The organism is Flavihumibacter rivuli (genome assembly GCF_018595685.2).
GTDB classification, from domain to species: Bacteria; Bacteroidota; Bacteroidia; order Chitinophagales; family Chitinophagaceae; genus Flavihumibacter; species Flavihumibacter rivuli.
On the sequence record NZ_CP092334.1, the window covers coordinates 3,542,686 to 3,558,118 of the forward strand.

17 protein-coding genes are annotated in these 15,433 nt (G+C 39.7%); 7 read left to right on the forward strand and 10 right to left on the reverse strand.

Features of this window, described 5'->3' with window-relative positions; genetic code table 11:
• Window positions 1-52: 52 nt before the first annotated feature.
• From KJS94_RS15020 to KJS94_RS15060, 9 genes are all read right to left on the reverse strand, one after another.
• Complete coding sequence (locus KJS94_RS15020) at window positions 53-1,255, reverse strand: NHL repeat-containing protein (RefSeq protein WP_214449537.1); 1,203 nt, start codon at window positions 1,253-1,255, stop codon at window positions 53-55.
• 469 nt (window positions 1,256-1,724) lie between these two features.
• Window positions 1,725-2,060, reverse strand: coding sequence for a hypothetical protein (locus KJS94_RS15025; protein ID WP_214449538.1), 336 nt, complete (start codon window positions 2,058-2,060; stop codon window positions 1,725-1,727).
• 135 nt (window positions 2,061-2,195) lie between these two features.
• The gene (locus KJS94_RS15030) at window positions 2,196-2,666 is read right to left on the reverse strand and encodes a hypothetical protein (RefSeq protein ID WP_214449539.1); all 471 of its coding nucleotides are present in this window, start codon (window positions 2,664-2,666) and stop codon (window positions 2,196-2,198) included.
• 271 nt (window positions 2,667-2,937) lie between these two features.
• A complete protein-coding gene (locus tag KJS94_RS15035) occupies window positions 2,938-3,222 on the reverse strand; it encodes a hypothetical protein (RefSeq protein WP_214449540.1) in 285 nt (94 codons plus the stop codon).
• 315 nt (window positions 3,223-3,537) lie between these two features.
• The gene (locus tag KJS94_RS15040; RefSeq protein WP_214449541.1) at window positions 3,538-3,972 is read right to left on the reverse strand and encodes a hypothetical protein; all 435 of its coding nucleotides are present in this window, start codon (window positions 3,970-3,972) and stop codon (window positions 3,538-3,540) included.
• 291 nt (window positions 3,973-4,263) lie between these two features.
• Window positions 4,264-4,776, reverse strand: a complete 513-nt coding sequence (locus KJS94_RS15045; RefSeq protein WP_214449542.1) for a hypothetical protein — start codon at window positions 4,774-4,776, stop codon at window positions 4,264-4,266.
• 226 nt (window positions 4,777-5,002) lie between these two features.
• Window positions 5,003-5,527: a hypothetical protein gene (locus KJS94_RS15050; protein WP_214449543.1), complete on the reverse strand. Its 525-nt coding sequence runs from the start codon at window positions 5,525-5,527 to the stop codon at window positions 5,003-5,005.
• A gap of 189 nt (window positions 5,528-5,716) precedes the next feature.
• Window positions 5,717-6,211, reverse strand: a complete 495-nt coding sequence (locus KJS94_RS15055; RefSeq protein ID WP_214449544.1) for a hypothetical protein — start codon at window positions 6,209-6,211, stop codon at window positions 5,717-5,719.
• A 177-nt stretch (window positions 6,212-6,388) separates the two neighbouring features.
• Entirely contained in the window at window positions 6,389-6,772 is a 384-nt protein-coding gene (locus KJS94_RS15060; protein ID WP_214449545.1) for a DUF7674 family protein, read from the reverse strand.
• A 428-nt stretch (window positions 6,773-7,200) separates the two neighbouring features.
• On the opposite strand from KJS94_RS15060, the gene KJS94_RS15065 reads away from it, so the two are divergent.
• Window positions 7,201-7,557 (forward strand): hypothetical protein, encoded by a 357-nt coding sequence (locus tag KJS94_RS15065; protein ID WP_214449546.1) that lies wholly within the window; start codon window positions 7,201-7,203, stop codon window positions 7,555-7,557.
• 207 nt (window positions 7,558-7,764) lie between these two features.
• Here KJS94_RS15065 and KJS94_RS18255 read toward each other — a convergent pair whose 3' ends face one another.
• Window positions 7,765-8,001, reverse strand: coding sequence for a L,D-transpeptidase family protein (locus KJS94_RS18255; protein ID WP_440136705.1), 237 nt, complete (start codon window positions 7,999-8,001; stop codon window positions 7,765-7,767).
• Between the two features lie 221 nt (window positions 8,002-8,222).
• Here KJS94_RS18255 and istA point away from each other — a divergent pair, with 221 nt between their 5' ends.
• The 6 genes from istA (at window position 8,223) to KJS94_RS15100 (ending at window position 15,344) form a co-directional block, all read left to right on the forward strand.
• A complete protein-coding gene (istA, locus tag KJS94_RS15070; protein WP_214449552.1) occupies window positions 8,223-9,770 on the forward strand; it encodes an IS21 family transposase in 1,548 nt (515 codons plus the stop codon).
• Window positions 9,771-9,794: 24 nt separating this feature from the next.
• Window positions 9,795-10,520: an IS21-like element helper ATPase IstB gene (gene istB / locus KJS94_RS15075; RefSeq protein ID WP_214449553.1), complete on the forward strand. Its 726-nt coding sequence runs from the start codon at window positions 9,795-9,797 to the stop codon at window positions 10,518-10,520.
• A 1,863-nt stretch (window positions 10,521-12,383) separates the two neighbouring features.
• Window positions 12,384-13,028: a hypothetical protein gene (locus tag KJS94_RS15085; RefSeq protein ID WP_239804182.1), complete on the forward strand. Its 645-nt coding sequence runs from the start codon at window positions 12,384-12,386 to the stop codon at window positions 13,026-13,028.
• A 212-nt stretch (window positions 13,029-13,240) separates the two neighbouring features.
• Entirely contained in the window at window positions 13,241-13,798 is a 558-nt protein-coding gene (locus KJS94_RS15090; protein ID WP_214449556.1) for a hypothetical protein, read from the forward strand.
• 245 nt (window positions 13,799-14,043) lie between these two features.
• Window positions 14,044-14,649: a hypothetical protein gene (locus KJS94_RS15095; protein ID WP_214449555.1), complete on the forward strand. Its 606-nt coding sequence runs from the start codon at window positions 14,044-14,046 to the stop codon at window positions 14,647-14,649.
• Between the two features lie 146 nt (window positions 14,650-14,795).
• Window positions 14,796-15,344, forward strand: a complete 549-nt coding sequence (locus tag KJS94_RS15100; protein ID WP_214449554.1) for a hypothetical protein — start codon at window positions 14,796-14,798, stop codon at window positions 15,342-15,344.
• The last annotated feature ends 89 nt before the right edge of the window (window positions 15,345-15,433 follow it).

Sequence of the window (15,433 nt, forward strand, 5' to 3'; positions counted from 1 at the left end):
TGCTTCGTTAGTAGAATTTTATGGGGTCTTTGTATTTTTCTGTTTAGGAAAATTATTTGCCTTTTGAAAACTTTAGGATGCGCTCATCGTTGTCGTCAGCTACATAAACGTTTCCTTGTCCATCTACGGTTATTCCGGTGGCAAGAGATAACATGCCTTTGCCAAATCTGGCTTTTACGCTTCCATCGGGCCCTAACTTGACTACCTCTGTTTGTATTGAAACATAGAGATTGTCTTCGGCGTCTTTTGCAATGCCAAGACCAACAAATGATCCCTGGAAAAGGCTTAAGGGATAAGAACTCAGGAGGTTTCCTGAAGGCGAGAAGGTTTGAATTCTCCTGTTAACGCTTTCAGTAGCATCAGTTACAAGAACATTTCCACTATTGTTGATCACAAGACCGAAAGGGTATTCAAAACTGCCGGGATTTGTACTGGGTCCGCCTCCCCATGTCAAAAGGAAATTGCCATCATTGGTGAACTTCTGAACGCGATGGTTATTATGGTCTACTACATATACATTGCCGTTGCGATCACATGCTATTGCCCTCATGTAATTGAATTGCCCAGGTCCGGTTCCCGTCGTTCCCCAACTTGATATAAGTATTTCATTTGGTGAGTACTTCTGAATATTGTTTACTGCCGAATTGGCAATAAATAGATTGCCATTATTGTCAAATGCAATACCCCTAGGGTAATATAATTCATTGCCAAATTGACGTTGAAATACCCCTTCTGGGCTAAGTACCTGGATTCTATTGTTGCCATAATCAGACACATACAATAATCCATTATTATTATTGAATGCTAATCCATATGGCCGATTGAATTGTCCGGGTAAACTACCGGGACTTCCAATTATTTTCACAAGTTTATAAGAGCCTTGTTTGTATCCGCTGTCAATATTTGAATATGCGCTTAGTCCCAGTCGGTTGTTGAAAGCTTTGACCTTGTAATAGTAGCGCAGTTCATTAGTCACTGATGTGTCTCTATATATACTATCAGTAGTTCTGTGTACTTCATTAAAGCTTCCTGATTCAGTTGTTCCCCTGTATACTACATACTCTAATGCCCCTTTTGTACCCTTCCAATTAACAACAACCTGGTTATCCTCTGTTCCATCAGTAGCATGTAAGTTGGTGGGGGCTCTGAAGAAATCGGCATATCCGTCATTGTAGGGCGTAAAATCGCTAAACTCCTCAGCCGTATTCTCAACCCTCACCTTGTAATATTGGATTTTACCTGGTGATATGTTCAAGGTGTCCTCAAACAGGGTTTTTTCTGTTGTTGCCAGAAGCTTATATGACGAAGAAGCGCTATCATACCTGTAGATCAGATAATTTCTTGCATTAGGTGCAGGGCTCCAGGATAAAGCAATCCGGTCTACAAATTCACCATCACTAGCGGAGAAGTTTATTGGTGCTTATAGGGTTGGCTTGATCTCCTCTGGTTCGGGTGTTGACTTTTTGCAACCAAATAGGGTAAGTATTGTCATTAATAGGATAAAAGGGTGCTTCATAGATGAACAAAAATGGAAAATTTTGTACAAAACTCCTAGTAGACTTGAGCGTTTATCATTGAATTTTGGCGGTTATAATTTTATTTATTTGGGTAGTTTTTAGGCCTGGAGGCTGTATTATGGAGGTTGTTAAGGATAGTCTGCGAGCAGAAGTAACTTTCAGTCTTTTTATTCCCAGAAGGCGAATTATCTTTTAAAAATCATCCTATCAGCAATTGATGCCAGAAGCACCCCCCAATGCATACATCATATAATCCACCGGGTCAAATACAGTTGCCAGGGCGTAAATGCCGACATACTGCAAAGTCTCAGCTAGGGAGCATAGTGCAAAGATGGCCATCGCTTTTATATACCATTTGCGGAAAGGCTCATATTTGTCCTCTACTAGCACCAGGAGGAAATAAAAGCTAAATGGGATAACAATGTCGGCAAAGTAACTCTTAAAGAAGCGATGGATGTTGTCACTAGCCCCATCGGCGCCGACAATAAAATGACCAGCTATGATGAGGTTGGTGATGATCACAACCAGTCTTTTGTTTTTCATGTGTTGGGCTGCTTTCAATGAAAATGATATGATGATCAGGATTAGGGCCTTTAATATTTGTCAATTTTTTGGTTTCCCCCTATTTTCAATAACAGAGGGTTTGTTTGCTCCTCCGACAATATAGTGAACTGAAATCTATAGTAATTTAATAGCTGTGCTTTTATTTTCAAGGATATCTTTTAGGGTTATTGCAGCCTCTTTCATGTACTCCCTGTGCTCGTATTGCCCGAAGCTTATGTAATCCTTTTCGAGTTCAGTAGAATCGTAGTTGTTGCTTAGATACTTTGATAAAAGCGGCTCGATCCGGTCTTTTTGGGTTTGAAGGATGGATTTCATTATGTTGCTATATGCTGAAATGACCAGATAGTTATCCTGTTTATTGCATTGCTCTATATAGACCCAGGGTAGTTCGGAACTGCTTTCAAACATGATTTTAATGTCGATTATCATGTTTGTATAAATGGTCCAAAACTCTCTACCATGGAATCCATTGCTTTTTAAATGGAACCCGTAGTCGGTTAGTAGGAAATTGAAGTATTGGTGGAGGCAGTCGAGATGGGTTTTCAATCCCGTGTTCTCTGTTTCTTGAAAGTCCCGTTCAATCATGTATTTGGCTTGTCAAAAAATGTTTAAAGGTGTTTTAAATGGAATTCAGGGGGGTAATATGTATCAAGCAGCAGCCGGGTATTTTCGATTTGTTGGATTTTTGATCCTGAAGTTTTAGAAATTAAAATATAAGTTGTTGGATGATGTTGGTAATCCTTGATTGTCGGTCTAAGCAGGACATTCAAATAACCACTGCCAGGTAGAATGAGAATGATGCAGAACGGTTTTCACCAGCCATACCTTTGCAATTACTTTTGTTATGCGCAGGTATCTATTGGCCTTTAGATGAGAGAATTCTAATAGAAAATACAAATAAGAATATTGACAACGAGAATATAGTCAGCTTTTGCAACTTATTACATATAGTCTTTAATTTTTTATCTTCTTCTGCTACTTCTTTATTATAGGGAAGAAAGCTTACATGTCCCCACGCACTGCCATATACAATTGGGTAGCCGTTTCTTCTATCTAAAATAATTTGAATGATGATTTTGGCTATGAAAATTGTTATAAAGGCTAATAAGAAAAAAATATAAAGCCAGTCAAGTATTTTCATTTTTTGAGATTAAATCTCCTGCTTGGAGGTTAATAGTTAATCGCAGGTTTTCAATTTACGATTGCGCACAACGTCTAGGGATTTGGTTCGACAGGACCATTACTAACGTCCCGAAGGGGTCTGCTGATTTGTTATTTGCGAAAGTCTTTGTTTATATTCAAAAGACAAAATGAAACCGGACAATCCTTAGCCTGTATACATCAATGATTTATCGTTGAAGTTCCAACGACCCGCCCTGGTAAGCCAAATGCTCTTCTTATATGCGGGTTGTTTAGTGTTTACACAAAAATTCAAAATACAAACTCAAGATTAATTTTACGGATAAACCGAAATGAAAGGTGGTTTAACTTGAATTTTCACTTTTTTATCCTTCGGAATTATATCTCTATGCAAAAAACAGATAGTTGTAATTAGGAAGTATGAAAGTCCAGTGGAAAATACTAACCCCCAATTTCCACTAACGGTATCCATTCTCGATACACCAGGGCAAAATATGAGATATCTAATTGGTATATTGCCATCATTATTTAGATATCCATTCCTTAGATAGACACTATTGAATAGCTCATTGTTTACTTCATAATTGGCCTCTACAAATGATAGGCTCTTTGATTTTCCAACTCCCCTGGAATATTGAACAATTTTACCATTGACCGTACTGCTAAATAGCCAAACAGTTTGATAGAATAGGGCAAGTGCAATGAAAGCACTAATTAATAGTAAATAAGCCTTGGGTTTTGATAAGACCATAAAAGTTTACGCTAATTTATGTTTAGGCATATTTCCACTGGCAATCAGGTTTCAAAATGGCATATTACGTTCAGCACTTGTCGGTCGGGAGGACATTCATAGCTGTGTCTGCCTACCATACCACTGCCCGATAGAGATAATTAGTTTAAGGCTCAGCTGCAAAATTTGAGCGATGAGCGTCCCTTTGAAGCCACCGCTGAATAACCGACTACTGGCCAATATCCTGTTCTGTGTTCCCCCGACTGCCGCCAAACCCTTTGTTGGGTGCTGCTTTTCGTCGTAAAGAAAATATCACCTGAATTGTAAATTGTATTTTCCGTTCCAGCTATAAGGGTCTGTCTGTTCGTTGTCATAATATAATTTGATGGACATTTCATCCTTGTCTATCGAGATGGTTCCTGTCGGCTTGTATCGGCCCTGCAATTCTTTGATTTCATTGCTTTGAATAACCCCTTTATTTCTTGGTAATAAGAAGGTAAGACTGTCTTCATAAGTCTGTCGAAGGAATGCTGAAATAGGGTCATGAGCCATTAAAACTCTTTTGCCTTTAACTGTCACTTTAAGCACTCCTTGTTGATTCTCAATATATGCTGTCTTATAATTTTTTGCTGGAGTCGAAAAGAGTATAAAGTATAAAGAAATTCCTGCAACAAAAAACGAAACAGCAAATACAGCAGTATTATTTACTGTTAAGTTTGGATTTAGGAGGTTGCCTATAATTCCTGCTATGAATTTTATTAAGAGGTAACAAATCCATGTCCACAAGGAAAGTAAAAGCACTGCAATCATTAGTAGTAATGCCATTGAGAGGGTCGTATTCAGTATAACACAACGGACACGGTTTGGCAATGTGGCGGAGTGTAATGATATTTTTCCATTAGCGCAGCTAAGTCTATAACTGAAATTTTATTGTTTAATCTGTTGTTTGGCGTTATTCGTCTACTTAAGCCGAAGCTGAATAGCGAACAAAATGCTGAATATAGGTACGTCGTCCTGCCATATTGCCAAACTGAATGTTGTGTGCAGTGGGTTACTCTAAAGTAAGCGTAGGCAAAACACCTTTAAAAACTTGGACAGCATTCTTACGAAATTCTAGAAAGTCTTTTCGATTTAGAGTATAGATATGCTTTCTGACTCGATAACATTTCCCATTACTTAGATCCAACTTGATACCGTTGTAGATATTGTGTGCATGTGGACATGACGGAAATGGATCTTGGTCATACTTATGTATTACCCAAATGTCCCCTTTAAATTTGACTCTGGCTTTACGATTGATTCTCAAGTCTGATGGTAGTAGGGAAATGTCCGTCTCAATCACGTCGCGTAGGATGGCAAAGTCGAAATCTTCGAGAATATGTTTCGCATCGTCAAACGAAAGATTTAAATTCCATATGTCGCCCGCCCACTCAAAATTATATTTATGATCCAGCCTCAAATACAAAGCATCTAAGATTTCAGATTCTTGAACGTTGAAATGCTTTTGAAGTTTATCGAACAATTCTCTCAATTCTTCAATATGCTTAAGTTGAGGATCCACGTTTTCTTTACTCATACAATATGGTTAGTTGTTCACAACGGACGGGAATAGTCGGTCAGGCGGATTTAGTATACCATCCGCCTGGTTGCGGCGAATTTCTTTCCTACCGCAGCACTATTCCACAGCTGATTTATAAATAATGTTGATGGCATGGCCGTCCCGCCCGCTTGTCGCCTATGCCTTTGTTGGCGGCTGAAATGTTTTTTACTTTTTGATAAGTAATTTGAGCTGTGAGTTTTGATTAACAAAATCAATGTCAAAGCCATCTGTTATCATTTTCAATCGCCCTTTGAATTGTTTATTTTCTTTTGTATAAAAATATTTGATTAACCTTTCTTTCGAATTTAAATATATACTGTCACCTACAGACAATCCTGAGGGAACATATTCATAAATTTCAGCGAAATCATTTTCTAAACTGTATGGGAATAACATACTTCTATCATCGGACGAGTTTTGATTAAAAATAGTCGATTGATTTTCTACGACGCTGAGAGTTATTATTCCGAAACGATGGTTATTGGAAACCTTTAAACTTTTAACAATACCGCCAAATTGAACATCATTATTTAAATAAATTTCGTTTTCTTCCTCAACCTTATTTAGAGTTGAAAAAAAATAATTAAACACAAAAAAAGCAACTGTAATAAATACGGCGAATCGCAACAAGATTCTCAATGGTTTCATTTCTATTTTCATATTTGAAAATTGCTTGTCGGGTTTTCATAGTATCCGCTTACGTTTTACGTATTGGCGATGGTGGTACATTTAAAAAACGTCAGCCCAATAATTGCACAAATGGTCAAAAAAAATATAAGTGTTGAGTTTGCAACTGTCAGCCCCACTAGTACCAATACTATGTTGGTGGTAGTGGTTTTATTTCTTTGTCTTATATCCATAGTATTGATCAAGTCGTTTCATTTGATTTTCGTCCGCTCTGTGGTTTAATAGATCTCTTATGTCAAAATAAATTTTTTTCGATATCCAATTTGTAAACTGTAAATATGTTTCGTCTGTGTCAACCAAATGTTCATAAAAACAAACTCCGACTGAGTTCCATAGTTTTTCATCCTTTTGTCGGTGACACCATTCAGCAAATGAGTAAATTTTAGTCAGCTTATCATTGTCGTTGTCTAAATGTGCTTGGCGTGTTATAGGCAAAAGCTCCATAAAAACAGTATAAGGTGTTAGATCTGAGGCTTGAAATACTGCTCTTAATTCAGGTGCACATTCTATCGCTTTTTTTCTCCAAACGCTCATACTTGTCTTATCTTGTTTTTCATTTTTAAAATTTTCAATAATTTCAAACAGAAAAGTACAAAAGTATTGGCATCATAAATAAATACAGATTGTACATGATAAACAAAAGCTGATTTTATATATATAACCCTTCGGAATTATAGTCCATTGTTAAACGACTATAGAATGTCCAACCAAATATTGTTGTCACAATTGGCAGAAAAGAAGTTAGTATTTTAGGTGTTAAGGTTTTCATTTTTGTGTGAGGTCTGTCGTACCAATATCATCAACGGTGAGGTATTGGCGAAGGCGAGCGCATTATAAATATGAATTTCGCTTGGGTGTTGGCAGCCCGCTTTTTCTAATTCCCATGTTGTATGCAGTACATTCAGCAATGCTCCAGTTTTTGAATTGCAAATGATGCAATTGTCGAAACAGAATAAACAAATATGAGCTTATACATCTCAGAACCATTAATTAGAAAAAAAGTCACAACAATTCCAATAATTGAAATTGCGCAGCACAATACTCTTACTGCTACCTTGGAATATTCATATTTGGTAAATAAGTTAAATGCAAAATATGTCACAGCTAATGTCGGCAATGAAAAATACATCCCAAAAACCACAAATAGAATAAGGAGGAACCAATTGTCACCTTCACGAAAGAAATTTTTATCCATTATTGTTGCGCCTATCAAAATTACCAACGGTGCAATAAGAAATATATCTAGTACCCATACTCTTAAGGGATATAATTTGTCAGTATTTGGCTTTCTCATTGGCCCTAACACGCTTACGGTTTAATTTTCCAGCTGTTTTTTATTGCAGTACTATCAAGGACGTTCTGCCTATTGCCTACAACGTACCGGGCTTGACTCAGTCCGGGCCCGGCACGAACCAGGCTGGCGAAATTGGCTATTTTTCCTTTTCAGCCAATTTAAGCCAGCCGTTGAATTAAACCAAACCCAGTGGTCCCGCTTTATGCCAAGCTTCATGTTATTTGCAAGTTTATTACTCAAAAATCTCAATAGGTGTACCAATTAAGACTCTATCATACAGTTGGCAGACTTCTTCGTTAGTAAGCGCAATACAGCCATTTGTCCAGTCATAAAATCTATGAAAGCGCCCTATAAACGCCTTGCCGTTGGGCAAACCATGAATTTTAATCTCTCCGCCAGCACTCTTGCCAAGTTGTCGTGCATTATTCAAGTCAGCGGCATTTGGGTAGGAAACTCCAAGATTGTAGATTCCGGACCAAGCTGACCCCCTTCCTGGTGTTTAGTTGATGGGGATTCCGGGGCAAATTGACCCCCTTTTTGGGTCAATTCCGGTTTGCCCGCCCTGTTTACAACATGATTTTTCCACTGTCATTCCGGCACATGTTGACCCCCCTTTTGCATAGCTGAGCTACTGTTACAAGATCGGTTGTTGGTTGCTGTTGTAGCATTGCCCCCCTAAAATAGAACGGGATGGCAGCCAATCCGATAAAAATGGACCAGTTAAAACAAGTATTATCCCTTCATCAGCAAGGCAAATCCATCAAGGCGATTGCCCGGCTTACCGGGATTGCCCGTAATACCATCAGGGGATACCTGCGCCGCGGGCAAGCCAATGAGTGCAATCCCCTGTTGGATAACGATAAAGAACTTGCCGCAGCCCTGTATAACCAGGATAGTTCTACCTATAAAAGCAAAGCCTACCAGTGCCTGCTGTTGCATTTTGAAGGCATTGAGCAGGAACTGGCGAGGCCGGGCGTTACCCGCCTGCTGCTGTGGCGGGAGTATCGCGAACAACACCCGGATGGTTATGAGTACAGCCAGTACTGCTACTACCTGAAGGCATTTTTGCGCAATAAGGATGTCTCCATGCACCTGGAATACCGGGCGGCCGAACAGATCATGATCGACTTCGCCGGCAAGAAGCAGTATTACATTGATAGCACATCTAAAGAGCGGATCAGCTGTGAAGTATTTGTAGCTACGCTGCCCTTCAGCGGACTGATCTTCTGTTATGCCGTTCCCAGCCAGAAGACGGCCGATTTTTTGGAGTGCTGCAACCAGATGCTGCGGTATTTTGGTGGCAGCCCCCAGACCATTCTCTGTGATAACCTCAGCACTGCTGTTACCCGTTCCGATAAATACGAGCCTGTCTTTACGGATCTCTGTTACCAACTGAGCGAGCATTATGGCACCACTTTTAGTGCTACGCGACCCTATGAGCCGCGGGACAAGGCCATGGTGGAGAAGGCGGTGCGTATTGTATACCAGAATGTATATGCCCCCTTGCGCAAACATACCTTCCACTCCCTTGCCGAGCTCAATCATCATTTTCTTCAGCAGTTGGAGCGCCTGAACAAACTTCCTTACAAGGGATCCTCTTTCAGCAGACAGGATCTCTTCCTGGCAGAAGAGCAGCCCCTTCTAAAAACCCTTCCTTCAGCCCCCCTTTGCCTTAAAAAAGGAACCGTACTGACCGTACAGCGCAACTACCATATACAACTGCGGGAAGACGGCTTGTACTACAGCGTGCCCTGGCAATATGCAGGCCAGAAGGTCAAGGTCTGGTATGACCACCGCTCCGTAGAGATCTACCATGACCACCAACGCATTGCCTGGCATCCACGCAGTGTCAACGGCAGGGGATACACCACCCTTGGGGAACACATGCCACCCAACCACCAGGCCATGGCAGCCAGGAAGGGCTGGACGCAGGAAGGCTTGCTAAGTAAGGCTTACCGTATAGGCCCCTGTGTGGGCAGTGTGGCAGAGAAAATACTAGGCAACAGTGTTTACATGGAGCAGAACTACAAGTCCTGTTATGGCATGCTGATGCTGGAAAAACGGTACGGGTCGCAACGCCTGGAAGCAGCCTGCCAACTGGCACTGACGGGTATGCGCATTAATTACACGATGATCAAGAACATCCTGCATTGCGGTAAGGATAAACAGGTCCGCATACCCAATGACACCCCACTGCCATCCCATACCAATATCCGAGGTCCCCAACAATATCAATAAGCACATTAAAACCTATCATTAGCAATGAACACAACATCCACATTGGAACAGATGAAAGAGCTCCGTTTAATGGGTATGGCCCAAACTTACCAGCAACAACTGGAGCTGCCCTTGCATCAGCAACTGGAATCACATGAACTGGTGGCACACCTGCTCCAGCATGAACAGCTCTACCGCCGCCAGGAAAAGACAGCCTACTATCTTAAACTGGCTAAGCTAAGGCTGCAGGCCATACCGGAACAGATCAACTGCTCCGCAGCAAGGAACCTGACCAAGCAGCAGCTCACTACACTGCTCGAAGGGCAGTACCTGAAAAACGGGGACAATATCCTGGTAACAGGGGCGACAGGCTGTGGAAAATCCTACCTCGCCTGCGCTCTCGGCCACCAGGCATGTTTACAGGGACACAAGACCATTTACCTGAGCATGAATCGTTTTATAGAGAAAATAACCCTGTCCAAACTGGACGGTACTTACTTGAAACTATTGAACCACCTGGAACGCCAGTCGCTGATCATACTCGATGACTTTGGCTTACAACCCATGCAGCAGGACATCAAGCTGGCCCTTTTACAAATCCTGGAAGAACGCCATGGGAGAAGATCCACTATTGTTACCTCACAGCTACCTGTAAGCGCCTGGTATGAATACATCAATGAACCTACCGTAGCGGATGCCATAATGGACAGATTGACAGCCAGCGCACATCGCATAGACCTGAAAGGGGAATCACTGAGGAGAAAAAAATAACCGGAAAAACTATAGCCTATTTAAATTTGAATAGCAACCCACCGCTCTTTGTCTTACAGTACCTCAGCTAACTATCAAGGGTGGGGTCAGTTTGCCCCGGAATACGGGGGTCAATATCAGCGGAATTTATAGGAATGGCAAGTCCGGTACATCGGCAAGCCCTCCACGTTAGTGGCAATGCTGAAAAGACATGAAAGAAGAAAAGCCTAAAATAGAACTATTCTCAAAGTTTCATAAAGTGTTTCAGGACGAGGCGGACTACATTAACACGGAAATCCTGGACTGCATAAAGCCCTTTTCGTTATATTGAACGCTTCAACCGACTTTACCGGGAAGCAATACTGGATGCATTTATCTTCTTTGACCTGGATCAGATCCGGGACTTTACAGGTGAATAGGTGGACGAATATAATAATCGAAGACCGCATGTATCCTGGAATAATATTACTCCGGTAGAATGGGGAATAATGACAAAAAATAGGCATTTAATCTGCCAAAATGCTGTCTGATTTATGGGGGGCTTATTTTATTGGTACCAAGGCGGGATTTAGAGTCAAGTCCCAGTATTGGGAACTATACTGGACAAGAGGATAATTCATCATGCGGGGAAACACATGGATTCCCCCGGCACCTATCCCCCGGCATAAGCCTACTTCATCCCATTACCCTTTTCCATTAAGGTTTCCCCGGGTTGAGCAAATCCGTAAGTATGGGATCCTGCCAAATGTTAAAAGAGCCAGAACTTGGATTTTTCCACTTGCAATATTGAGGGCCGCTTGTTATTTTAAGTGGGCTGTTAAACTTATCCTTCTGGGGGTGAGGGGGCGAAGCTTTGGGTAATGGTGGTTAGGGGGAGGTTTTTTTTGAATGTTTTTTATGGACTGTGTATGTATCCAATTTTTCCCCGCTACAGGCCTAAACCAGGTTATTTGAGGTCTTTTGGTGGTGTTAACATTAGTTTTATGAACCGTGTTTTGCTTCATTAGAAGGCGTGTACATTGGGTCGTTAATTGAAAAGAGGGTATTTATCCCTGATCATTCTGCTTAATTAATTTTAAATGATCATTGTGTATTGATGCTAGGTAAATGTGTTTTGTATAACCATAACAATTTGATTTCCAAGCAATAATTTTAGTCCAAACCCAGCGCTTAATTACATAAATAAACGCGTTGTAGGCAATATTAATACCCTCTGTTCGGCACCAAGACACTATAAATAAGCAAATAATGACTTTGAAGACGATAGTGATATTAGTTCTTTCATTGTTTCCAATTTATTTATATTTTTTTCGAACTCAAGAAATTTGGAAGAAACGTAATTACTCTATGTGGTTGTTTATTCTATTATCACTAACTGGAATTTTATATTATTTTACTGATCAAATTGAAAATAAACTCAAATTAGTACTTCTCCTTCCTTCTTTCATTTGGTTAGTATTGGCATATTTATTCGATAAAATATTTTTGTGGAGATATTCTAAAAGTTTCAGGGATGGTTATATTAATCCAGACTATTTAGTATTTATATACTATGATAAAGTACTTGCTCGAGAAATATATGAGAAGTCATTGATTAGTCATACTCGGACAATTGATAAGTTGTTTTCCAATGGCCTATTAATTATGACCTATTTTATCTGGACATTTTTAATTGAATTATTCATTTAAATTCAAATACTGCCTACAACAATTGCATTAGTGTAAGCACGGCGGACGTAATACGCTTTGGCGATAATTTCACTGATCAGCTGTAGTTGCGGCGACAGTGGTCCTACTGAAAATTTGAATTAATTAATCAGCTATTTATAGACGATCAGCATTTGGTCAAGCAGCATAGAATAAATGCCGCGCCTACACCAATGCATGTACGTTGTACGCCACTTTATGAGACCTCAAATTTTAGCATACTTACTTTTTACTTTAACTGCTTGCGGACAGACAAAAGACAAGTCGCAAAAAGGTACTGGCATTCCTAAAATTACCACTACCCAAAAGCAAACAAAAAATATGTCAGACTATTCACCCACTTTTGACAAAGCTCATCCAAAAGCCAAAGTATTATTGAAAGAAGATTTTTATTTCAGCCCTATTGACGAAACCGGACCTTTTGGTAATGACGATGGAGCAGATACATATGCCGGCTTTAAAGACTGGAGAACAAATCACATAAATGATGACCCAGCAGATTTCTTATTTGATCAAATAAATAAATGGGGATATCCAAAATTTGACATTTATGAAACAGATATAAATAAATTGACTCCATATTTAAAGGAAAGTGAGTTAAGTAGTCGTTATATGTCGGGCATTGACGCAGCAATTATTTCAATCGCTTTTGGACAATTTTATTTAGAAGGAACTATTTATTCTAGTTTTAAGGAAACGGCTATCATTGCAATCAAGCGTCAACTCATGCCGGAAATACTTTCGCTTTGGGGTGACACATATAAAATTGAACGGGAATTGAAGTTAAATAAAATGTTAGCAGTTCTAAATCAAATTAACTAAAAGCGGCGTACAACATTCGTATTGCTGCAAGTGGGGCGGACGAACGCTTAATAGGCGGTTGTGCGCTATTCATCTTCGGTTCCGGGCAGACACAGCAACTATTAACTTTAGTTAATAACTTCAGCTAAATAATTTCAATCGGCAGCAGTTATGGGCAGACGGAATCCTATTTCCCCACCTGCAAAGCAATACCTGGCCGTTACCTGCAAGGCATGACACTAAACTTCAAACATACATTTGCAATACTTTCAGTTGTTATTTTGACACACTTAACGACACCAACTTTTGCTTGTACTTGTATTGGCAAAGACAAACAGACAACAGAAAACGTGTTAAACTTTGCAGACATTGCAGTTAAAGGGAAAATTATTTCCGTGACAAACTTTGACTATTATGACACTACAGCTTATTCTGTAGCAGGACTAAAGTTTGACCCAAAGCAATCAGGTTATTTAATTCGCAAATACAAAGTTTTCACTCTTGTTGTTGACACAAAATTCAAGGCAACAAAAATCACAAGCGACACAATTCAAATTGTGACAGGTTTTGGCGGAGGTGACTGTGGCTATGAATTTGAAGTTGGTAAAGATTATATTGTTTTTGCTGAAGCATGGAAAGAGAAAATCATAAAACTTCGAAACAAAAAAAGAAAAGTAAAACGTAAACTGACTGAAGTTACAATTGCAAACAAGTTCTATACGGACATTTGTAGATTGACACAAGACTCAAACGAAAAAGAGTTGACAAATTTGAAACGGCTGACAGAATAATTGCCCATGCAGGTAACATTGGGTTTTATGCAAGTTGCGCGTGACCAGCAAACATCAGCTAATTGCAAATCCAGGCTGTGGTTCGGGCAGGACAAACAACATTCAACTTTAATTATTAAATTCAACTTTATATTTTCAATCAGCAGCGGTTGTGGGCGGACGAATAACAATTCCCAACCTGCATAAAGCCCAGCTCGTTATGTGCCACTATATGGAAACCTACTAACTGTGCATCCTATATAAAAATGACAGTGGAAAGAATATGGCTTTTATGCCTAATAATTTGTTTGGGATGTTCATGCAGGACAAACGATAAAGAAATAAGTTTAGCTATACCAGAGATAGGCAAGGCTACAGACCCAAAAGAGCCGCCGCCACCGCCGTTAAGTCCTTATGCTTATTACGGATGCTTCAATTTTATTTTTGATTCAACTGGCGCAATTTATTTTTATCAGCATTTCTACGACAGAGATAAAAAGCCAATAAGAGTTATTGACTTTGACAGTAATGCTCCGATTTTTATTAATCTAAATCCTGACAAAATAATAAGTATACCAGCGGACGGTGTTAAAAGCTTTGTTGAACAAAACGTGCTAAAAGCAGATGCGGCTTTTAGAAGTGTAACAGTAATTGGCCTGACAGATACAATTAAGTCAAAAAGTCTTATACCACTAATGAACATTTTGACCGACACATTAAACGACATTGCTTATTTGGTGAGAAAAACGACTTTTGAAGAGAACGTTGTACTTGACTATAAAAGAAAGCAAAAGTTCTATTATCCAGACAAAGTGAATTGGGACTCCACTAAAGTATTGTTTGACCGAAAGCGAAAGAATAGCGGCACATAACAGGGGTATTGGTGCCATGGCGGGCTTTCTATCAAAAGCTCAGCATTCGGAACTATATTTGACAACAGCATAAATCATCAGCCAGGGTAACACGGGAACCGCCCCGGCACCAATCCCTTAACGTTGTATGCCATAACAAACCATCAATGCGAACAGCTTTCACAATTATCATACTCCTTTTATTGACAGCGACTTTTTTTGGACAACTTCCAAAAAATGCAATGAAAAAAATGGGACAAAACCCTGTTCTATTTATTGACAGCACTGAAGTTGATATGACTGCATTTCAAGCTCTCAATCAGTTTGACATTTCAAATATTAGCATTGTTAAACCTAAAAAAGCAAAGAAGCTGCTTGGTGACAAAGGAGTTGACGGAGGTATTTATGTGACTACAATTAAATCAGCAAAACAGAGTTACTGGAATTTCTTGAGCACAAAATCAGAGAAGTATAAACAACTAATTCCGACACCGATTGCTGATACTACAGTACAATATATTTTAAATGGACAAGCTTTATCTGACAGTTCTGCGACCGGGACGTTGTTTCTATTAACTGACAAAAACTTTAAGTCATTAGACATGATTGATAAAGAAGACGGCAAGTTTCTAATGGACAATGCATATCCCAAACGCTATATCGTAATTATCACTGCAAAACGCTTCAAAGGACAGGTAAAAACAAAGCCATCATGATAGGATATACGGCATACAACATGGTTATTGCCAATATTGGGGCTTGACATTGGAGCAATCCTCAGCGGTAATTCTGCTGTGCGATGGTT